This window comes from Zavarzinia sp. (assembly GCF_049306435.1).
Taxonomy (GTDB): domain Bacteria; phylum Pseudomonadota; class Alphaproteobacteria; order Zavarziniales; family Zavarziniaceae; genus Zavarzinia.
In genome coordinates this window covers 1-20,365 of sequence record NZ_JBAQRT010000375.1, presented here as the reverse complement: position 1 = coordinate 20,365, position 20,365 = coordinate 1, and the positions used below count along the sequence as shown (strand labels likewise).

The window sequence follows — 20,365 nt, the reverse complement described above, 5'->3', positions numbered from 1 at the left end:
CCAAAGCCCGGCGCGCGGATGCGCGGCGGCGGCGCGCCCGCCTCGCGCAAGGCCCGGCGCATGAAGCGGCACTTGCGATGAAGCCGGGACAGCGCGGTTTCATGGTCGATGGCGATGCGTGTCATCGTGCGATCCCCCGCCCCATCCGGCGCTCGATCGCAAGCTGCAGCATCGGCACCAGGGCGGCAAAGAAAATCGCGAGGCCGGCGAGGCTCGCCATGCCGGTCAGGCGGCCGGCCGCGTCGCTGGTCAGCAGCAGGCTGGAGATCCCCGCCCCGGCCGAGGCCGCCAGATGCTGCACGGCCGTGGACAGCGACATGAACCCCGCCCGCTCGGTCGGCGAAGGCACCCGCGACATCAGGGTCTGGGTGCCGACATTGCGGGCCGACATCGCCAGCATGAACAGCGGAAACAGCACTAGCAGCGGCAAGGGCGGTGGCACCAGAACGAAAGCCCCGAACATCAGGAGCGAGAGCAGCAGCGTCGCCGCGCCGTTGATCGGCGCGGTGCCGAAACGGTCGACCATCCGCCCGGTCACCCTCATGCCGACAAGACTGAGCGCCCCGCCGATCATATAGAGCAGGCCCATGTCTTCCCTGGGGAAATCCAGGTTGAACTGGAGATAGGCCGTGGTCGCCGGCAGCACGAGGAAGGCCTGCATGTTGGCGCAGCCAACCGCCGCAAGGGCCAGCGCCGTGTTCGGCCGGCGGAGGAAAACAAGCCGCGCCATCGAGCCGCCACCCTGTCGGCGCCCGGACGGCAGGGCGAGACGAACGACAAGCGCGATCCCGATGATGGCGCCGCCGACAACGAGGAAAGGCAGGCGCCAGCCGCCCAGCCGGGCCAGTTCCAGCCCCGCGGGCACGCCGACGACGGCGGCGATGGCGAAACCGCCCATGACGATGCCCAGCGCCCGGCCCCGTCTCTCCTCCGGAATCTTGTCGGCGATCACCGACAGGGCAAGCGCGGTCGATGGCCCGCCGAACAGGCCCGCGATCACCCGCGCCAGCACCAGCGTGCCAAGATCGACGGCGAAACTGGCGGCGATCGTGCCGAGGCCAAGCCCCGCGAGGCAGACCATGAGCGCGCTGCGCCGCTCGAAGCGGTCGAGCACCAGGGCGCCAATGAGGCCGGACAGGCAACCGGCGACCGTATAGGCCCCGGCGACAAGGCCAAGATGCGCGGGATCGATGCCAAGGCCCCGGGCGAAATCCGGCCCGAGCGGCATCACCATCATGAAATCGAGAATATTGACGAACTGGATCGCCGTGACGATGGCGATCACGCGTCTCTCCGTTGCGACCGCCGCCACGCCTTCCTCCCCGCTCGGGTTATGTCTCCCGCGTTATCGGCCTTTGTGGCATGGCGCGGCGGGGAAGGCGATCATCAAAGCACGATCAGCAGCACGGCCGCGACAAGGGCGATCCCGGCCCCGATCAGGCGCGGGCGCGGGTCCGGGACGCGGGGCTGCAGCAGCGCCTCGTTCGGCGCGACCGGATTGTAATGAACATCGACCACCGTGCCGGATGGAAAGCGCGACAGGAATTGCACCGCCTCGTCCTCGCGCTCGAACAGGATGTTCTGATTGGAAATGCGGCTGCCGATATGGTCGGCGCCGCCCGCGCTGTAGCGATAGGCGATCGTCGGCATATGCATCAGCCGCGCGGCATGGCGATGGACCCTTCGTTCGGCGTCGAGGCCGGTCACGGCAACGGTGCCCTTGACCACGGGCCAGGTCAGCATGGCACGGCAGCGCGCGCGCTCGGCGAAGGCCATGGCGGCCAGAACCGCCGCGATGACGACCAGAATGCCCGCCAGTCCATAGCTCAGCCCGTCCGCCATGCCGTCGTCCCGATTCCCGTTGCCGGCGCAGTTTCGCGCGGGGTCCGGTCGGCATCAACCCGTCATGTGGACAGGACATGGCACATGCCGAAGATGCACAGTTTTCGGGCAGTCGGGCTTCGGCCACCATCCGCGCCTCCCGAGCCATGAAGGGCCCGCCCCGATGACGATCGCCCAGCCCGCCCTCGCCCCCGCGCCTTCGTCCGTGGTCGGCGGCTATGCCTTCGCCCTTCTGGGCGTGGCGATCTGGGCCGGCTGGACCGTGGTGACCCGCATGGACATGCGCGGCACCATGGCGATCACCGATCTGGTCGCGCTGCGTTTCGCCACCGCCGGGCTTCTGCTGCTGCCCGTGTTGCTGCGCCGGGGCCTGCCGCTGAAACGCCTTGGCGTTCGCGGCGTGCTGGCGCTGGCGGGCACCGCCGGGGCACCCTATGTCCTGCTGGCCGGGGGCGGCCATGCCTTCGCCCCGGTGTCCCATTCGGGCGTGCTGATCTGTTGCGGCGTGCCGCTGGCGACCGCCCTGCTCGCCCGCCTGTTCCTGGGCGAGCGCTTCAGCCGGCCCCGGTTGATCGGCTATGGCCTCATCCTCGCCGCCGCCGCGATCCTGATGCTCGAGGCGGTGCTCGGCGCCGGGCTTGGCCCCCTTGTGCTGCTGGGCGATGTCATGTTCATGGCCGGCGCCCTGCTGTGGGCGAGCTATACCGTGCTGGTCCGCCACTACGGCCTCGATCCGCTGCATTCGACGGCGATCGTCGCCACCGTCTCGGCCGCCTTCTATCTGCCGGTCTATGCCCTGTTCCTCGACCCGGGCATCGCCAGCCTGTCCTGGGGCACCATCGCCATCGAAGCCGGGTTTCAGGGCGTTCTGACCTCCATCGTCTCGCTGCTCGCCTTCTCGATCGCGATCGGCCGCATCGGGGCATCGGGCACCTCGGCCCTCACCGCGCTGGTGCCGGCCGCCGCCGCCCTGCTGGCGATTCCGGTGCTCGACGAATGGCCGAGTTTCGTGCAGGTCATCGGCATCCTGACCGGCACCCTGGGCGTCGCGCTGGCGAGCGGGGCGATCGTCCCGCCGGGACAGACGCGGCCGTGAGCGGACTTCTGCTGCCCGCCAGTCAGGGCTTCCTGCTCGGTGCCAGCCTGATCGTCGCCATCGGCGCGCAGAATGCCTATGTCCTGCGCCTTGGCCTGATGCGGCGCCATGTCTTCGCCATCTCGACCCTGTGCTTCCTGTCGGACGCCCTGCTGATCGGGGCCGGTGTCGGCGGCCTTGGCTCGATCATTCAGGGGATGCCGGCGCTGCTGTTCTGGATCACGCTGGCGGGGGCCGGGTTCCTGACCGTCTATGGCCTGATCGCCTTCCGCCGGGCCTTGCGGCCAGCGGGCCTGCAGGCGTCGGGCGGCGATGTGGGCAGTCTCGGCGCGGTGCTGGCGACCGGCGCCGCCCTCACCTTCCTCAACCCCCATGTCTATCTGGACACGGTGGTGCTGCTGGGCAGCCTGTCGGCCCGTTTCGAGGGCGAGGGCCGCCTGGCCTATGGTCTTGGCGCCGCGCTCGCTTCCGGTGTCTGGTTCTATGGCCTCGGCTTCGGCTCGCGGCTGCTGGCGCCTTTGTTCGCCCGGCCCATGGCCTGGCGCGTGCTCGACAGCCTGATCGCCCTCGTCATGTGGTCGATCGCCTTTGGCCTTGTCCTGTCGCTCTGAGCCTCAGGCGCGGGCAAGACCCGCGATGACGAAACCGGCCAGCGTCTCCAGCACCTTTTCCTTCGAAAGATTGCTGCGCTCGGCGTGATAGGCCGCCTGCTCGACAAGACCGAGCAACGAATGGGCGATCAGTTCGGCATCGAGGTCGGCGCGGATTTCCCCCGCGTCCATGCCTTCCCGCAGGGCGGCCCCGGTCAGTTTGGCGAGGCGGTCGCGCGGACGGATGGTCGGCACTTCGGGACCGGGATCGATGATCGACAAATCCATCAGCGCGGCCGCGATCACCTTGCGCTCCCCCTCCTCGAAGGCGAGGGCGGCCTTCAGGGTGTTGAGAATGCGGATATTCCACGGCTCCGGCCCGGTCAGCGGACCGATGATCGCGGCTTCGATCTCGGCGCAGGCTTCCTCGGCGAAGGCGAGGAAGATGTCCCGCTTGTCGGCGAAATGCAGATAGAAGGTGCCATTGCCGACCTCGGCCTCGCGGGCGATGTCCTGCGGCCGCGTGGCGTGATAGCCCCGCTCGACAAAGAGTTTCCGGGCCGCGGCCAGCAGGCGGCGGCGGCTTTCCTGACGGCGACGGGCGCCACGCGCCCCGGAGGCCTGATCTTCAGCGATATCAACCATGGCGGCATTTGGGGCCAGACATGACAACATGTCAATCAGACGAAGGCAGGCCTTTGGCAGACGAAGGCCGGCTTTTGGTCAGGCTTCGGCCCCCATGGCGGCGGCAAGGCGAAAGGGCCCGGCGTTGCCGCCGGGCCCTTCCTTGGTCGGTGTCGGATGGCTGATCAGTTGCCGACGATGCCGCCGTCGGTGCGACGCACGGCCACCAGGGCCGGACGCGCTTCGGCGCCATACGGGAAGGTGCTGGCGCGGCCTTCGCCGGGGTGCTGGATGTTGCAGAAGAAGGTCGTGTTGTCGAGCGAGAACAGCGGACCGCAGATCTCCGCGCCGGCAGGGCCGACGAGGAAGCGCTTCACGCGGACCTTGCCGTTACCGGCGACTTCCGTGCACAGCACCTGATCGTTGCAGGGATAGCTGTTCGGATTGCCGTCGGTCGAGATCCACAGCAGGCCGCGCTTGTCGAAGGCGACATTGTCCGGCGAGCCGAAACGATCGCCGAAGAACGTGTCCTTCACGTCGCCGACCGCGCCGGTCGCGGCTTTCGGGTCACCGGCCAGGAGATAGATGTTCCAGGCGAAGGTGGTCGAGGTGTGGTCGTTGCCGGTCTCGTTGATCTGGACGATGTGGCCCGTGCGGTTGTTGGCGCGCGGGTTGGCGGCATCGATCGCGCCCGAACGGACGGTGCCGGTCGGACGGTTGGCCGAGCCACCGCGGTTGCTGTTGTTGGTGCAGGCGATGAAGACCTTGCCCGTGCCGGCGAAGGTCACCGGATCGCAAGGCGCCTCGACGTCTTCCGGACGGTCCATCGGGGTCGCGCCGACCGCGTCACCGGCTTCGCGGGTGCGCAGGCAGATGTCGGCCTGATCGTCGAAGGCGCCGGCCGCGACGGTGTTCAGGTTGTCGATGGTCAGCGGCAGCCATTCGCCGGTGCCGTTGGCGTTGAACTTCGCGACATAGAGCGTGCCCGAGGACAGCAGCGAGAAGTGGCTCTTCGCGCGGGGGCTGGTCGAGTCGTAGGTGCCGTCGGTCACGAACTTGTAGACATAGTCGAAGCGTTCGTCGTCGCCGGAATAGACCACGACCTTACCCTTGGTCTGGGCTTCCGGATACTGCACGACGACCGTGGCGCATTCATGCTTGAAGCGGCCGATCGCGGTGTGCTTCACCGGGCGACGGGTCGGATCATAGGGATCGACCTCGACCACCCAGCCGAACTTGAAGCCCTCGTTGGGGTTCTTCGTCAGGTCGAAACGGTCGTGGAACTTCTCCCAGCGACGCTCGGAAGCGCCGTTGGTCATGCCGAGGATGCGGAAATTGTCCTTGGTGCGGCCGGCCGGCACGCCGCTGGCGTTGGCGAAATACTGGTTGAAGTTCTCTTCGGCCGACAGATAGGTGCCCCAGGGCGTGAAGCCGCCGGCGCAGTTGTTCAGCGTGCCGACGACGGCGCCCGCGAGACGCGGATCATCCTTGGCCGGGCCATCGACCGTGAAGCGGGTGGTGCCGGTGACGCGGCGGGCGACCAGGGCGCCTTCGGCGGTGTCGCCGACGCGCATGGCCTTGTCATGCACCCAGGTGTCGCCGACGAGACGGATGCCGGCGATGGTGATGCCATGGGCCGCGAGCTCGACGTCGACATGGTTGCGGCTGGGATTGCCGGCCTTGTACCCCGGGAACATCGACGTCGGGTCAGTGTATTCCTGGTTGAACACCGCGATCTGGGCGGCGACCGAAGCGGGCGAGCCGAACGGATTGGCGAACATCGCCAGCATGTCGTGGTTATAGCCCACGCGGCGGTTCTGTTCAGCGGTGGTCAGGTTGCCGCCATTGATCTCGCCGGCGCCATGGCCCCAGGCGGCGTCGCCCTCGAACAGCGCATCGCCCCACGGCAGCAGGGCGTCGAACTTGTAGCCCGGCGGCACCGTCACGGTATCGGCGGTGGTCTCGGCGACGGTGGTGAAGCCGGTCGCGGCCTGGGCTTCGGACGGAACGCCGAAGGTGATCACGGAGGTGGCGGCGGCGGTCGCGGCGACGGCACCGGCGCCGACCAGGAAGCCGCGGCGGCTCAGCTGGGCGTCGACCAGACCCTCGAAGGTATTCTCGGAAGACAGGCTGCGCTTGCGCAGGTCCTCGGCTTCGAAATCAGACATTTGAAATCCCCTCGTCATGCGGCCCCGGCAGGAGGCCGTCATTGGCGATCGGGATTACAAATTCAAACGGCTACAATTCCGCGACAGATCGGAAAATCTCTTATGAAGACGGTGGCGGCGGGGCCGTCAGGCCACCGGATACCTCGCCGATCAGGGTTTCTTCGAGGGCCAGTGACAACCACCGGCCGAGACGGGCGACATTGCGGCTGTCCCGCGCCGCCGCCGGGGTGCGCAGGACATAGGCGCCGAAGCGGATGTCGGTCGCCATCACCTCGACCAGCCGGCCGGCGGCAAGGTCGTCGCCGACCAGCAGGATATTGCCAAGGGCGATGCCCTGGCCCTGCAACGCGGCCTCGATCGCGGCGTCGGCGTGCCACAGCCGGGGACCATGCAGCGGCGGCACCGGGTCGAGGCCGGCGCGGTCCAGCCACAGGTGCCACTGTTCCCGGCTTTCCTCGTGAATGAGCGGGGCGGCGGCGATGTCGCGCGGATGCAGGAAGGGGCCGCGCCGGGACACGAAAGTCGGGCTGGCGACCGGAAAGAAGCGGGGTTCCGCCAGCACGGTCTCGGTGGCGCCCGCCACCGGCCGGGGGTTGAAGGCGATTTCGGCATCGGCCTCGCCCTTCGCGAAATCGGGGCTGCGGTCGGTCGGCTGCAGGATGATCTCGACCCCCGGCAAGGCGGCTTCCAGGGCCGCCAGGCGCCGCGCCAGCCAGCGAACGGCAAGACCGGGGGCGCAGAAGATGCGCATTTCGCCCGCGCCGCCCCGGGGCGACAGATCCTCGGTCGCGGCCGCGATCATATCGAAGGCGCTCGCGATCCGCTCGTGGTAGCGCCGCCCCTCGGCGGTCAGCACGATGCCCCGGCCCTCGCGCTCGATCAGGCGAACGCCGGCCCAGGCTTCGAGATTCTGCAGGTGCCGGCTGATCACGGTGTGGCTGACGTTCAGATCCTCGCCCGCGCGGCGCGTCCCGCCCAGACGGGCGACGGCCTCGAAGGCACGCAGGGCGACGAGCGGCGGCAGACGACGGGACAAGGACAGCTTCCGGCAATGATCCCGGCAATCTAGCGCGGTCGGGCTGCTTCGGCACCTCGATTTCAGATACCCGCCCCCTGTTGCAGGGCTGCCGCAGAGTCGATTCATTTCGATCGGCGTCGTTGACCCATCTGGACAAATTTCCGCAACTGCGTCGGAAATGTGGCGGTGCGTCAGCCCGTGCCGGTACAGGGGTGCCGGGGCACGCCCAAGAATGAGGGACTTCGCCTCCCGCCCGAGGCGCCGCAGTTGTCGCGCCATGCGACTAGGCCGGATGGCCGCGACCGGATGGCCGGTGCGGCGATACGGTCGTCCCGCTCCGCCTTTGTCCCCGTTCAGCCTTCAGTTTTTCACGACCCCGCCAAGCGGTGCCCATGCGCCGGTTGCATGCGGCCCGTGCGATCAGGAAGGCCGATCGGTTGCAGTGGCGAAGGAACCGGGGGCCATGGCCATGGGTTCATGCACTGACGCAGTTCCGGGTCACAAACAGATGCGCAAAATAGCCGTCAATATCGCTGTACTTCTTGTCGTGCTGGCCGCCCACGCGGGCGCCTGGGCATGGCTGAACCGTTCCACCGACATGGTCGACTGGGAGGGTTCGATTCAGGCTCTGTCCTTCGACCCGCACCGGGCCGACCAGAACCCTAACGAAGGGAACAACCCTTCTCCTGCGCAGATCGATGAAGATCTCGCCACCGTCGCCACGGTGGCGCAGGGCATCCGTACCTATTCGACCCTGAACGGCCAGGAAGAGATTCCGACCATGGCCGCCCGCCATGGCCTCTTCGTCATCGCCGGTGCCTGGCTCGACAAGCGCCAGGACAGCAACCAGCAGGAAATCGCCGGCCTGGTGCGCATGGCGAACGACAACGCCAACGTCAAGCGCCTGATGGTCGGCAACGAGGCGGTGCTGCGCGGCGACCTGACGGTGCCCGAGCTGATCCGCATCATCAAGGACGTGAAGCGCCAGGTCGACCAGCCGGTCTCGACCGCCGAGCCGTGGCATGTCTGGCTCGATCACCCCGAGCTTGTCGAGGCGACCGACTATATCGCCGTCCATCTGCTGCCCTATTGGGAAGGCGTGCCGGCCGATCAGTCGCTGGACTATATCGCCCGCCGCTACGACCAGATCGCCCGTGCCTATCCCGGCAAGAAGATCGTCATTTCCGAAATCGGCTGGCCGTCGGATGGCCGCATGCGCGACGGCGCGACCCCCAGCCTCGACAATGAAGCCGATTTCATCCGCAACTTCCTGACGCTGGCCCGCGCCCGTGGCTGGGACTATTCGATCATGGAAGCCTTCGACCAGCCGTGGAAGCGGCAGATCGAAGGGGCCGTCGGCGCCTATTGGGGCATTTTCGACGCCTATCGCGAGCCGAAGTTCCCCCTGTCGGGCGAAGTGACCGCGGTGAAGGACTGGTCGCTGCTGGCGCTGATCGCCGCCGCCATCGCCCTTGGCCCGCTCGGCTACTTCCTGGCGAAGTCGAACAACCTGAAGCCCCAGGGCAAGCTGCTGTTCGGCGGCCTGATCCTGGTCGCCGCCAACCTGATGGTCTGGACCGTCCATTACGGCACCACCCAGTATCTGAACCTGCCGATGATCGCGGTCTGGTCGGTACTCTCCTTCGGCATGCTGTTCCTGCTGACCCTGATCCTGGCCGAAGGCTTCGAGATGTCGGAGGGCCTGTTCGCGCGGGCGCAGAAGCGGCATTTCACGCCCTATCGCCTGCCCGCCGCCACCGAGCGCGAGCGTCACTGGCCCAAGGTCTCGCTGCATCTGCCGATCTGCAACGAGCCGGCCGAGATGGTGCGCCGTACCCTCGACAGCCTGGCCAGGCTCGACTACCCGAATCTCGAAGTCCTGATCATCGACAACAACACCAAGGACCCCGCGATCTGGCAGCCGGTGCAGGCCTATTGCGAACTGCTGGGCGACCGTTTCCGCTTCTTCCACCTCGAGGTCTGCAAGGGCTTCAAGGCCGGCGCGCTCAACTACGCCATGGGCCAGACCGCGCCGGACGCCGAAGTCGTCGGCGTCATCGACAGCGACTATCTGGTCGAACCCGACTGGCTGAAATCGACCATCCCCTATTTCGACGAGGAAAAGGTCGGCTTCGTGCAGGCGCCGCAGGACCATTACGACTGGGCCGGCAACGCCTTCAAGGAAATGATCAACTGGGAATATGCCGGCTTCTTCCACATCGGCATGTCGATCCGCAACGAGCGCGACGCCATCATCCAGCACGGCACCATGACCCTGGTGCGGCGGAAAGCCATGGAAGCGGTTGGCAACTGGTCGACCTGGACCATCTGCGAAGACGCGGAGATGGGCCTGAAGCTGATGAACGAAGGCTGGAAGTCGGTCTATATCAACCACCGCTTCGGCCGGGGCGTGACGCCCGACAGTTTCGCCTCCTATCGCGGCCAGCGCTTCCGCTGGGCCTTCGGCGCGATGCAGATCCTGCGCGGCCGCGCCTCCTGGCTGAACCCCTTCAGGAAGACCGGCCTGACCCTGGCCCAGAAGTATCACTTCATCATGGGCTGGGCGCCCTGGTTCGCCGACGCCATGAACCTGATGTTCACGGTCGCCGGCCTGATCTGGACCGTCGGCCTGCTGGTCCTGCCGGAATATTTCGCCTTCCCGGTCACCCTGTTCCTGGTGCCCACCCTGGCGGTCTTCGGCTTCAAGCTGGCCTATACCTTCTCGCTCTATGCCAAGCGCGTGCCCTGCACGATGACCCAGGCGGCGGGCGCGGCCATCGCCGGCCTCGCGCTGACCTACACGGTCGGCAAGGCCTTCGCCATCGGCCTCGTGAAAAAGGAAAAGCCCTTCCTGCGCACGCCGAAATGCGAGGACAAGCCGGCGGCGATCCAGGGCGTGCTGAACGCCCGGGAAGAAACCGCGCTGATGCTGATGCTCTGGGCCGCGGCGGCGGCCGTCGCCATCGTCTATGGCGAGCGTGACCGCGAGTCCTGGGTCTGGGTCGCCGTCATGCTGGTGCAGTCGCTGCCCTATCTCGCGGCGCTCGTGCTATCGATGATCTCGGCGGTGCCGGGCCTGCGCTGGCTACCCTTCGGCCGGCCGGCGCCCCGGGTCGAGGCGCCGGCCAACGCCTCGGTGCACACGCCGGGCACGGGGCATTGAGTGAAACGGCGCGGCCGCGCCTGGAAGTCCTGATCCGGGGCTTCCTGCGCGGCCGCTTCTTTCGTTTCGCGCTCGTGGGGGCCGCCGGGGCCCTGGTCGACATCGGCGCCCTCTATTTCGCCCTGCATGTCCTCGGCCTCGACCTTTATTCCGGCCGGGTGTTTTCCTTCTTCTGCGCCGTCAGCTTCACCTTTTTCGCCAATCGCCGCTTCACCTTCGGCGATGCGGCGCGGCAGCCCCTGATCCGGCAATGGGCGGTCTTCGCGACCAGCCAGCTCGGCGGTCTCGGTGTCAATTACGCGGTCTATGCCGTGATGGTGACCTGGTGGGATGTCGCCCGCGCGGTGCCGGCGATCGCCGTCGTCTGCGGTTCGCTGGCCGGGCTCGTGTTCAATTATGCCGCGGCCCGCCGCCTCGCCTTCCGCCCCCGCGGGGATTGAGAGAGCTCAGCGGTTGTTGCCGAACAGGAGTTCGGTGACCGAGACCGCGATATGCTCGCCCGAGATGACGATTTCGCCCCGGGCGATCGGCCGGCCGTTGGCGAGGATCATCACCGGCTCGCTCTCGCGGCTGTCCAGTTCGATGACCGCGCCCCGGCCCATCTTCAGCAATTGATGAATGGGCATGGTCGATTGACCGAGCACCACCGATATATCGATGTAGACTTCGCCGACTGCGGACACGCGCGCCTCCCGCTTGCTGGGTCCAGTGTCGTCGCGCAGGCTTAGCATCCGGTTAACAGGACTTCTTGCAAATGCCTCTGTCTTCCGCCGCCGATGCCGCGAGTGACACCATCGAATGGGTCGTCGCCCCCGGCCTGACGGATTATCCGGCCGCCCTCGCCTTCATGGAAGAGAGGGTCGCCGCGATCCACGAGGGCCGCGCGCCCGAGCGGATCTGGCTGGTGGAACATCCGCCGCTCTATACCGCCGGCACCAGCGCCGATCCGCTCGAATTGCTCGCCCCCGACCGCTTCCCGGTCTATGACGCCGGACGCGGCGGGCGTTTCACCTACCATGGCCCGGGCCAGCGGGTGGTCTATGTCATGCTGGACCTGTCGCGCCGGGGCCGGGACCTGCGCGAATTCGTCTGCAAGCTGGAAAAATGGGTGATATCCGCCCTCGCCCGCTTCAACGTGAAGGGCGAGATGCGCGACGGCCGGGTCGGTGTCTGGGTGACCCGGGGCGAAGCGCCCTTCACCCGCGAAGACAAGATCGCCGCCATCGGCGTCCGGGTCCGGCGCTGGGTGACCTTTCACGGCCTGTCGCTGAATGTCGAGCCGGACCTGTCGCATTTCACCGGCATCGTGCCCTGCGGCATCAGCGAGCACGGCGTCACCTCGCTGGTCGACCTCGGCCTGCCGGTGACCATGGCCGACGTCGACGTCGCCCTCCTCGATACGTTCGAGGAGGTTTTCGGCCTGCCGCTGGTCCGACATGCCGGCTGATCACTCCGCCGCGGGCGGCTCGGCGACCGGCGGCGCATCGATCGGGGGCTCCGGCTCGCCCGGCTTCAGGATGCGGTCGATGATCAGATGGCTGGCGGAAATGGCGCCCGTGCTGCCCTTGGTGTCGGGCGCGATCAGGACCTGCAGCGGCTTGCCCGCGGCGCTGGGGGGCACCGGCACGACAAAGCTGTAGCTTTCGTAGGTCGCGGTGCCGACGGGAAAGCGGACCCAGCCGGTGAATTGACCATCGACCGAAAGGGCGACGCCGAATTCATCGGCCGGCTGCTTGCGATCCGCCCTCGCCCACAGGGTGATTCGGGCCAGTCCGCCGGTCAGCTTGTGGGCGATCGTCGGCGGAATATCGATGATGGCGGCGCCTTCGGGCCCCTGGTCCGTGGACCGCAGGCTCGCGGTCAGCCGCACGGCCGCCCCCATCTCCTCGCGCATCCGCTCGATCGTCGGGCCACCATCGGGGCTGCGAATCGGTCGGCGCGCGTCGCTGCCCGGCTGCAGCGGCATGACCACCAGCCGCTCCACACCTTCATTGGAAATTTCACCGGCCGGGCGCGTGGGGCTGGGCGCCATGGCGGCATGGGCCTGGGCGATACGCTCCGTCGTCAGGTCATAGCCGATCGCGCCCAGCACGGTGGCAAGGGCGAGGACACCGACGGCCCAGGTAAGTAACCGATACATCGAGGCTCCAAGGCGAATGCGCCTGTTGTTGCAATCCGCCCCCCTGAACGTCAACCCGCCGCGGAAGCGGAGGTTCCCTGCGTTCGGCGGGCAGCTCCACCTTGGACCCGAGGCCGTTAACTTTTGGTGCAAGTGCCGCGTGCACTCAAACCGTCGGCCCCTGGAAAAAGCCGCTGCCTGGCACGCTGTCGTCCGCCTGTTCGGCGATATCGTCGACACGGGAAGCGGGCGGGCCTTGTCGACAGGCCGCCCGGAAGGCCTTCAGGGCTTCGTCGCTGCCCCGGGCCAGGGCCTCGACACGGCCATCCATCCGGTTGCGCACCCAGCCATCGATGCCGAGCGCCGCGGCGGCATCACGGGTGAAATGGCGAAAGCCGACGCCCTGCACCCGCCCGGAGATCATGAGACGAATGGTTTTCATCAGGCCCCCTCGCAAGCAAAAGGCCCCGGCGGTGGTCCGCCGGGGCCTTGTTTCCCGATGCCGCGATCACTCGAATTCGAGGATCACCTGGTCGACCGAGAAACTGTCGCCCTTCTTGCCCTTGACCTTGACGACCTTGCCGTCGCGTTCGGCCTTCAGGACGTTTTCCATCTTCATGGCCTCGACGACCGCCAGGGTCTGCCCCACCTTCACCTCCTCGCCTTCCTCGACATTGATCGAGACGATGAGGCCCGGCATCGGGCAGAGCAGGAACTTCGAGGTATCGGGCGGCAGTTTCACCGGCATCAGGGTGGCGAGTTCGGCCGCGCGCGGCGTGCGCACCACGGCGATCACCTCGGCGCCCGAATGGAACAGGCGGAAGCCTTCGCCCTTCTTCTCGACCTGAACGATGATCGGCTTGCCGTTCACCGTGCCGCGCAGGATCTGCGTGCCCGGATTCCAGGTGCTGCGGATGGCGAGGACGTGACCGTCGAAGGTCTTCACGTCATAGCCACCCTCGGCCGTCTCGACGCTGACATGGCGCTTCTCGTCGCCGACCTGGACCACATACTGCGTCTGCAGCTTGCGACCATGATGCGGGATCTGGCCCGAGATCTTGACCTCGCGCTCCTGCGTGCGGCGATGCAGGACGACCGAGGCCGCCGTCAGATTGTCGAGCGCCGACGCGCTGAGGGTCGCGCCGGTGAAGCCGTCCGGGAATTCCTCGGCGATGAAGCCGGTGGTCAGACGGCCCGACCGGAAGCGCTCGTGACCGAGCACCGCCGAAACGAAGCTGATGTTGTGGCTGATGCCCCGGATGTAGAAGGCATCGAGCGCCGCGCGCTGGGCGTCGATCGCTTCCTCGCGGGTCGCCGCGTGGGTGCACAGCTTCGCGATCATCGGATCGTAGTACATCGAGATTTCGGCACCGGCGAAAACGCCCGTGTCGTTGCGGATGATGGCGCCATTGCCATCGGGGCCTTCGGCCGGCGGCTGGTAATAGGTCAGGCGGCCGATCGAGGGCAGGAAGCCACGGGTCGGATCTTCCGCGTAGACGCGGGATTCGATCGCCCAGCCATTGATGCCGACATCCGACTGCTTGATCTTCAGCGTCTCGCCATAGGCGACGCGGATCATCTGCTCGACGAGGTCGATGCCGGTGATCAGCTCGGTGACCGGATGTTCCACCTGCAGACGGGTGTTCATCTCGAGGAAGTAGAAGTTGCGGTCGCCGTCGACGATGAATTCCACCGTGCCGGCGCTGTCGTAAGCAACTTCCCGCGCCAGGGCGACGGACTGTTCGCCCATGGCCTTGCGGGTCGCCTCGTCGAGGAAGGGGCTCGGGGCCTCTTCGATGACCTTCTGGTTGCGGCGCTGGATCGAGCATTCGCGCTCGTTCACATAGATGATGTTGCCGTGCTTGTCGCCCAGCACCTGAATCTCGATGTGACGGGGCGAGGTCACGAACTTCTCGATGAAGACGCGGTCGTCGGCGAAGGAGGAACGCGCCTCGTTGGTCGCGGACTGGAAGCCCTCGCGGGTTTCGGCCTCGTTCCAGGCGATGCGCATGCCCTTGCCGCCGCCGCCGGCCGAAGCCTTGATCATCACGGGATAGCCGATTTCAGCGGCGATCTTCACCGCCTCGTCGGTATCCTTGATGACGCCGAGATAGCCGGGGACGGTGTTGACGCCCGCGGCCGCGGCCAGCTTCTTCGACTCGATCTTGTCGCCCATGGCGCCGATGGCGCGGACGTTCGGGCCGATGAACTTGATGCCGTGTTTCTCGAGAGCGGCGCAGAAATCCGCCTTCTCGGACAGGAAGCCATAGCCGGGGTGAACCGCTTCGGCGCCGGTGTCGAGGCAGGCCTTAACGATCTTGTCGATGATCAGATAGGACTCGGCCGCGGGCGGGGCGCCCACATGCACGGCCTCGTCCGCCATCTCGACATGGAGCGCGTCGGCGTCGGCGTCGGAATAGACCGCCACGGTCTTGATGCCCATCTTGCGGGCGGTCTTGATGACGCGGCAGGCGATCTCGCCGCGGTTCGCGATCAGGATCTTCTTGAACATTGTAAAACCACCAGCCGGTCAGAGCGGAATATTGTCGTGCTTCTTCGCGGGCGTCTGGATGTCCTTGTTACGGAGCATCGCAAAGGCCCGGGCAACCCGGCGGCGCGTCGAGTGAGGCATGATCACCTCGTCGATATAGCCGCGATTGGCTGCCTTGAAGGGGCTGGCGAAATTGGCCGCGTATTCGGCGGTCCGGGCGGCGATCTTCTCGGCATCGCCGATTTCGGTGCGGAAGATGATCTCCACCGCGCCCTTCGCCCCCATCACCGCGATTTCAGCGGTCGGCCAGGCATAGTTCACGTCGCCGCGCAGATGCTTCGAGCTCATGACGTCATAGGCGCCGCCGTAAGCCTTGCGGGTGATCACCGTGACCTTCGGCACCGTCGCCTCGGCATAGGCGAAGAGCAGCTTCGCGCCGTGCTTGATGATGCCGCCATATTCCTGCGCCGTGCCGGGCAGGAAGCCGGGCACGTCGACGAGGGTCAGGATCGGAATGTTGAAGGCATCGCAGAAGCGCACGAAACGGGCGGCCTTGCGCGAGCTGTCGATGTCGAGGCAGCCGGCGAGGACCATCGGCTGGTTGGCGATGATGCCGACGGTCGAGCCTTCGAGACGGGCGAAGCCGGTCAGGATGTTCTTGGCGAAGGCTGGCTGGATCTCGAAGAAGTCGCCCTCGTCGACCATCTTCAGGATCAGCTCCTTCATGTCGTAGGGCTTGTTCGGATTGGCCGGGACCAGGGTGTCCAGGCTCATCTCGACCCGTTCCGGATCGTCGAAGCTGGGGCGGACCGGCGGCTTTTCCTTGTTCGACAGGGGCAGGAAGTCGAACAGCCGGCGGGTCTCGTAGAGCGCCTCGACGTCATTCTCGAAGGCGTTGTCGGCGACCGAGGACTTGGCGGTATGGGTGACGGCGCCGCCCAGTTCTTCCTGCGTCACGATTTCCTGGGTCACGGTCTTCACGACGTCGGGACCCGTGACGAACATGTAGGAACTGTCCTTCACCATGAAGATGAAGTCGGTCATGGCCGGGGAATAGACCGCGCCACCGGCGCAGGGCCCCATGATGACCGAGATCTGCGGCACGACGCCCGAGGCATCGACATTGCGCAGGAACACGTCGGCATAGCCCCCGAGCGAGGCGACGCCTTCCTGGATGCGGGCGCCGCCGGAATCATTGAGCCCGATCACCGGCGCGCCGACCTTGAGCGCCATGTCCATGATCTTGCAGATCTTGCCGGCGTGGGATTCGGACAGCGAGCCGCCGAACACCGTGAAATCCTGCGAGAAGACGAAGACCTGACGACCGTTGATCGTGCCCCACCCGGTCACGACACCGTCGCCGGCGACCTTCTGTTCCGCCATGCCGAAGTCGGCGCAGCGGTGCTCGACGAACATGTCGTATTCCTCGAAGGAATGGGCGTCGAGAAGCAGTTCGACACGTTCGCGCGCGGTCAGCTTGCCCTTGGCGTGCTGGGCGACGATCCGCTTCGGCCCCCCGCCGAGGCGGGCCTCTTCACGCTTTTTTTCCAATTGGCGGAGAATATGGTGCATCAGTTCCCCCTAGAGCCGCGCCGCTTTCGGGCGGCCGCGGTGCGACAGCAGGATGCCGCGGACGCGAAAGACTGGGGGGTCTCGTACCATCATTCGCCGTCATGTTCCAGCATGACGGAAGTCGGTGTCCCCCCGGTGGATGAAATCCCGGCGAGCGGCCGGGGCACGCCCCCAAGGCGGCGGCTTCAGGCCTTCAGCAGGCGAAGAAAGCGGTGGGCATGGCCGAGATCGGCGCGCAATTGCACCGCTCTCGCGGCCGCTTCGGCGTCTTCGCCCCAATGCGCGGCCTGATGATCCTCGTCGGTACGGCTGGCGCTCCAGGCATCATCCAGCGCCAGTTCACCCTCGGCGACCGCGAGCGCGAGCACTAGGGAGCCGAGAATGCCGACCAAAGTATGAAGCGCCGCCAGTTCCTCGTCGCCACGGAACGAAAGTGCCGCCGCCATGCGATCGACCGTCTCCGGCGCCTGGGCGATCGGCATCAGCCCCGCCGTTACCTTGAGGTCGACATCGAAACGCCGACGCAGCCACTCCACCCACGGGTCCCAGGCTTCCCGCTGGCGTTCGGCCAGTTCAACCGGCTCGGCCGCGCGGTAGCTGACGAGATCGGTGCCGGCCCAATTGGCCATCTCCTCGATCACCTCGTCGCGCAGGTCGGCGACGCGATCGACCGCCGTGTTGGCGAAACGGGTCAGCGCCATGGTCTCGGGATTGAAATCCGCCGGCTGCTCGTTCCACTCGGCCGCCACCGCCTCGGCCAGCGCCAGGCTGGACATCACCAGCGGGCGCTTGGCCGGCGTGCGCATCGGCTTGCCGTCGAGCGTGACCGTATAGCCGCCCGTGGCGGCGGGCCGCGCCGCCGCCTGTTTCCAGAATCGCTTCATTCATCCAGATCCGCGAAAACATCCCGGCCCCGCGAGGCCTCGAAGCCGAGCAGCTTGAAACTCTCCGCCATATGGGCGGGCAGCGGCGCCTCGATCTTCAGGCGCCCGCCAGCCGGATGGGCGATATCGATCCCCCTTGCGTGCAGATGCAGTTTCCGCGAAATGCCGCCGGTGAGAAACGCTTCGGCGCCGCCGTATTTGCCGTCACCGACGATGGGCGTGCCGAGGAAGGCGGCATGGGCGCGCAATTGATGGGTGCGGCCGGTCAGGGGCCGCATGGCGAGCCAGGACACTTTGCCCGCCGCCTGTTCGACCACCGTATAGAAGGTGACGGCGCGCTTCGAGTCCTCGTCCTCGTCGTCGCGCTGGACGGTGCGCATCTTCTCGTGCCCCGCCGGCCCTTCCTTGGCGAGGGCGAGATCGATCCGGCCGCGCATCGGTTTCGGCATTCCGACGACGAGCGCCCAATAGGTCTTGGCGGCATCGCGGGCCCGGAAGGCCTTGGTCAGGGCCGTCGCCGCCTGACGGTTGCGGGCAAGGACGAGAACGCCGGACGTATCCTTGTCCAGCCGGTGGACGAGGCGCGGCCGCTCCTCCGCCTCGAAGGTCAGGGAATCGAGGGCGGCATCGAGATGCGCGTCATCGAGACCGCTGCCGCCCTGAACGGCGAGGCCGGGCGGCTTGTTGAGGACGATGACATCGGCATCGCGATGCAGGATGGCCTTTTTCAGGGTCTCGCCGATCTCGAGCGCGCGGGCGGAAATCGCCCGGGGCGCGGCGGAAACCGTTGGCGTTGGCGTCGGCGCCTCGCCCAGCGGGGGCACGCGAATCTCGTCACCGACGAGCAGCCGGTCGGAAGCCTTCACCCGGCCGCCATTCACCCGCACCTGGCCGGTGCGCAGCAATTTCTCCAGCCTTCCGTGACCGAGGTCCGGATAATGGCGCTTGAACCAGCGGTCGACGCGCATATCGGCATCCACCAACTCGACCTTGCGCATGGTGACGGCATTCATATCGCACCCCAAGACCGCCCGAGGGCGAGACCAGCGCCAAGCCCGGCAAGGCCGAGCACGAGCGAACCGAGAACATAAAGAACGGCCATTCCCGCCTCGCCCCGCGACCAGAGCGCATAGGCGTCGAGCGAGAAAGCCGAAAACGTCGTGAAACCGCCGAGAATGCCGGTCATCAGGAAAAGGCGCAGGCCGTCGTCGCCCGGCCGCCCGGCCAGAATCGCGGCCAGAAGCCCCATGACGGCGCTGCCGATGAAATTGACCGCCAGCGTGCCGATGGGAAACCCGGCGCCGAACAGCGACTGGCCCAGGCGCACCACGCCAAGCCGCGCCGCCGAGCCGATTGCGCCGCCCAGGGCCACCATCAGATAGGGACCGATCACCCGGAAAACCTTTCGCCGCAGGTCATTATTCCTGCGGGCACGCTAGCGATAGCGGCGGTCAACGGCAACATGGTTACGTCCCGTTTACCTTTGCGCGCACAAAATGCCTCATACAAACAAAATGGGGAGCGGGACAGCCATGTCCATTCAGCGCAGGATTACGTTCTTACTCGCCGCGTTCGGACTTGTGCCGGCCTTGCTGCTGTTCTTCATCTATCTGGCCAGCGAGGGCCAATCGCGCGACGCGCTCTACGGCCGCTTCCACAACCTCGCCGACCAGATGGTCGATTCGGTCGACCGCACCCTGGCCGAACGCTATGGCGACGTACAGGCCTTCGCCCTCAACACCGCCGCCTATGACGCCGACAACTGGGGCAACACCGAACTCGGCAATCCGCTGATCGAGGCGCTGAACGGCTATGTCCGGTCCTACGGGGTCTATGACCTGATGATGCTGGTCGATACCGAGGGCGTCGTCATCGCGGTCAATACGAAGAATGCCTCGGGCGAGAAGATCAATGCCCTGCCCCTGATGGGGCGGAGCATGGCCGGCGAGGCGTGGTTCCTGAATGTCTCGAGCGGCCGCTATCTCGAAGGCCGCGACGGTCTGACGGGCACCTATGTCGAGGGGCCGGCGATCTCGCCCTTCGTCGTCGAGGCGACGGGCAAGCCCGGTTATGTCCTGACCTTCGCGGCCCCGGTCATGCCGCCCGGCAGCCGCACCATCGCCTATTGGGTGAATTTCGCCAATCCGTCCTTCGTCGCCGACACGCTGGTCGAGTATCAGAAACACCTGGCGGAGGACGGCCTGCCCTCGGCCGAACTGGTCATGCTCGACACAGCCGGCAAGGTCGTGATGGACCAGCGGGGCCCCGAGGCGGGCCAGGGCCTTGACCAGGGGGCCGCCATCGACATGGACGAGACGGTGCGCAAGGCCCTCGCGGGCGAGAGCGGCGCGATCCTGCGGACAGCGGGAAGCGATGTGCGTCTCGTCGGCTATGCCCATTCCGAAGGCTCGGGCCGTTTTCCCGGCCTCGGCTGGTCGTCCCTTGTCCGGGTCGAGGCCGGTCAGGTTTTCGCCGCCGTCGACGACCTGCGCCTGCTGATGATCCTGGCCATCGTCGCCGCCGCCGTGATCACCATCGGCGCCGGCTTCCTGACGGGGCGCGGCCTGTCATCGCCCTTGCGCGGGATGGAACGGGCCATGGCCGGCCTCGCCGCCGGGGACATGGACACGCAGGTCCCCTCGCTCGGCCGGCGCGATGAAATCGGCGCCATGGCCAAGGCGGTCGAGGTGTTCAAGCAATCCGCCCTCGACAACCAGCGGCTCCAGGCCGAAACCGAGACCATGCGCCGGGGGGCCGAAGCCGAGCGCGAGCGCCAGCGCGAAGCCGAAACCCGGGCC

19 protein-coding genes are annotated in these 20,365 nt (G+C 66.8%); 6 read left to right on the top strand and 13 right to left on the bottom strand.

The window, feature by feature from the left end; all coding sequences use genetic code 11:
- Positions 1-121: 121 nt before the first annotated feature.
- Both WAZ62_RS21460 and WAZ62_RS21455 read right to left on the bottom strand, forming a co-directional pair.
- Positions 122-1,312: an MFS transporter gene (locus WAZ62_RS21460; RefSeq protein WP_422645571.1), complete on the bottom strand. Its 1,191-nt coding sequence runs from the start codon at positions 1,310-1,312 to the stop codon at positions 122-124.
- 74 nt (positions 1,313-1,386) lie between these two features.
- Positions 1,387-1,842 carry a DUF3592 domain-containing protein gene (locus tag WAZ62_RS21455; protein WP_422645570.1) on the bottom strand — a complete coding sequence of 152 codons (456 nt, stop codon included), beginning with the start codon at positions 1,840-1,842 and terminating at the stop codon, positions 1,387-1,389.
- A 163-nt stretch (positions 1,843-2,005) separates the two neighbouring features.
- Here WAZ62_RS21455 and WAZ62_RS21450 point away from each other — a divergent pair, with 163 nt between their 5' ends.
- Together WAZ62_RS21450 and WAZ62_RS21445 are read left to right on the top strand one after the other, a co-directional pair.
- Positions 2,006-2,938 (top strand): DMT family transporter, encoded by a 933-nt coding sequence (locus WAZ62_RS21450; protein WP_422645569.1) that lies wholly within the window; start codon positions 2,006-2,008, stop codon positions 2,936-2,938.
- Positions 2,935-3,549: a LysE/ArgO family amino acid transporter gene (locus WAZ62_RS21445; RefSeq protein ID WP_422645568.1), complete on the top strand. Its 615-nt coding sequence runs from the start codon at positions 2,935-2,937 to the stop codon at positions 3,547-3,549. Before WAZ62_RS21450 ends, WAZ62_RS21445 begins: the two co-directional genes overlap by 4 nt.
- A gap of 3 nt (positions 3,550-3,552) precedes the next feature.
- On the opposite strand, the gene WAZ62_RS21440 is transcribed toward WAZ62_RS21445, so the two are convergent.
- From WAZ62_RS21440 to WAZ62_RS21430, 3 genes are all read right to left on the bottom strand, one after another.
- Positions 3,553-4,173, bottom strand: coding sequence for a TetR/AcrR family transcriptional regulator (locus WAZ62_RS21440; protein WP_422645567.1), 621 nt, complete (start codon positions 4,171-4,173; stop codon positions 3,553-3,555).
- 164 nt (positions 4,174-4,337) lie between these two features.
- A complete protein-coding gene (locus tag WAZ62_RS21435; RefSeq protein ID WP_422645566.1) occupies positions 4,338-6,320 on the bottom strand; it encodes a PhoX family protein in 1,983 nt (660 codons plus the stop codon).
- Between the two features lie 100 nt (positions 6,321-6,420).
- Positions 6,421-7,356 (bottom strand): LysR substrate-binding domain-containing protein, encoded by a 936-nt coding sequence (locus tag WAZ62_RS21430; protein WP_422645565.1) that lies wholly within the window; start codon positions 7,354-7,356, stop codon positions 6,421-6,423.
- A gap of 490 nt (positions 7,357-7,846) precedes the next feature.
- On the opposite strand from WAZ62_RS21430, the gene WAZ62_RS21425 reads away from it, so the two are divergent.
- Together WAZ62_RS21425 and WAZ62_RS21420 are read left to right on the top strand one after the other, a co-directional pair.
- Positions 7,847-10,501 (top strand): glycosyltransferase, encoded by a 2,655-nt coding sequence (locus tag WAZ62_RS21425; protein WP_422645564.1) that lies wholly within the window; start codon positions 7,847-7,849, stop codon positions 10,499-10,501.
- Positions 10,498-10,941, top strand: coding sequence for a GtrA family protein (locus tag WAZ62_RS21420; protein ID WP_422645563.1), 444 nt, complete (start codon positions 10,498-10,500; stop codon positions 10,939-10,941). Before WAZ62_RS21425 ends, WAZ62_RS21420 begins: the two co-directional genes overlap by 4 nt.
- A 6-nt stretch (positions 10,942-10,947) precedes the next feature.
- Here WAZ62_RS21420 and WAZ62_RS21415 read toward each other — a convergent pair whose 3' ends face one another.
- The gene (locus tag WAZ62_RS21415; RefSeq protein WP_422645562.1) at positions 10,948-11,184 is read right to left on the bottom strand and encodes a FliM/FliN family flagellar motor switch protein; all 237 of its coding nucleotides are present in this window, start codon (positions 11,182-11,184) and stop codon (positions 10,948-10,950) included.
- A gap of 71 nt (positions 11,185-11,255) precedes the next feature.
- Between WAZ62_RS21415 and lipB the strand changes: the two genes are divergently transcribed.
- Positions 11,256-11,948 carry a lipoyl(octanoyl) transferase LipB gene (gene lipB / locus WAZ62_RS21410; RefSeq protein ID WP_422645561.1) on the top strand — a complete coding sequence of 231 codons (693 nt, stop codon included), beginning with the start codon at positions 11,256-11,258 and terminating at the stop codon, positions 11,946-11,948.
- Here the strand turns inward: lipB and WAZ62_RS21405 are convergent, their stop codons facing one another.
- The 7 genes from WAZ62_RS21405 to crcB form a co-directional block, all read right to left on the bottom strand.
- Positions 11,949-12,641 carry a hypothetical protein gene (locus tag WAZ62_RS21405; RefSeq protein ID WP_422645560.1) on the bottom strand — a complete coding sequence of 231 codons (693 nt, stop codon included), beginning with the start codon at positions 12,639-12,641 and terminating at the stop codon, positions 11,949-11,951.
- 145 nt (positions 12,642-12,786) lie between these two features.
- Entirely contained in the window at positions 12,787-13,062 is a 276-nt protein-coding gene (locus tag WAZ62_RS21400; protein ID WP_422645559.1) for an acylphosphatase, read from the bottom strand.
- Positions 13,063-13,128: 66 nt separating this feature from the next.
- Complete coding sequence (locus WAZ62_RS21395) at positions 13,129-15,132, bottom strand: acetyl-CoA carboxylase biotin carboxylase subunit (RefSeq protein WP_422645558.1); 2,004 nt, start codon at positions 15,130-15,132, stop codon at positions 13,129-13,131.
- 18 nt (positions 15,133-15,150) lie between these two features.
- Positions 15,151-16,683 carry an acyl-CoA carboxylase subunit beta gene (locus tag WAZ62_RS21390; protein WP_422645557.1) on the bottom strand — a complete coding sequence of 511 codons (1,533 nt, stop codon included), beginning with the start codon at positions 16,681-16,683 and terminating at the stop codon, positions 15,151-15,153.
- 185 nt (positions 16,684-16,868) lie between these two features.
- Positions 16,869-17,567, bottom strand: a complete 699-nt coding sequence (locus WAZ62_RS21385; RefSeq protein WP_422645556.1) for an ATP12 family chaperone protein — start codon at positions 17,565-17,567, stop codon at positions 16,869-16,871.
- Positions 17,564-18,580: an RluA family pseudouridine synthase gene (locus WAZ62_RS21380; protein ID WP_422645555.1), complete on the bottom strand. Its 1,017-nt coding sequence runs from the start codon at positions 18,578-18,580 to the stop codon at positions 17,564-17,566. The genes WAZ62_RS21385 and WAZ62_RS21380 overlap by 4 nt, the downstream gene beginning before the upstream one ends.
- Entirely contained in the window at positions 18,577-18,960 is a 384-nt protein-coding gene (crcB, locus tag WAZ62_RS21375; protein ID WP_422645554.1) for a fluoride efflux transporter CrcB, read from the bottom strand. The genes WAZ62_RS21380 and crcB overlap by 4 nt, the downstream gene beginning before the upstream one ends.
- 196 nt (positions 18,961-19,156) lie before the next feature.
- On the opposite strand from crcB, the gene WAZ62_RS21370 reads away from it, so the two are divergent.
- Positions 19,157-20,365: HAMP domain-containing protein (locus WAZ62_RS21370; protein ID WP_422645553.1), on the top strand; the 1,209-nt coding region annotated here is incomplete at its 3' end.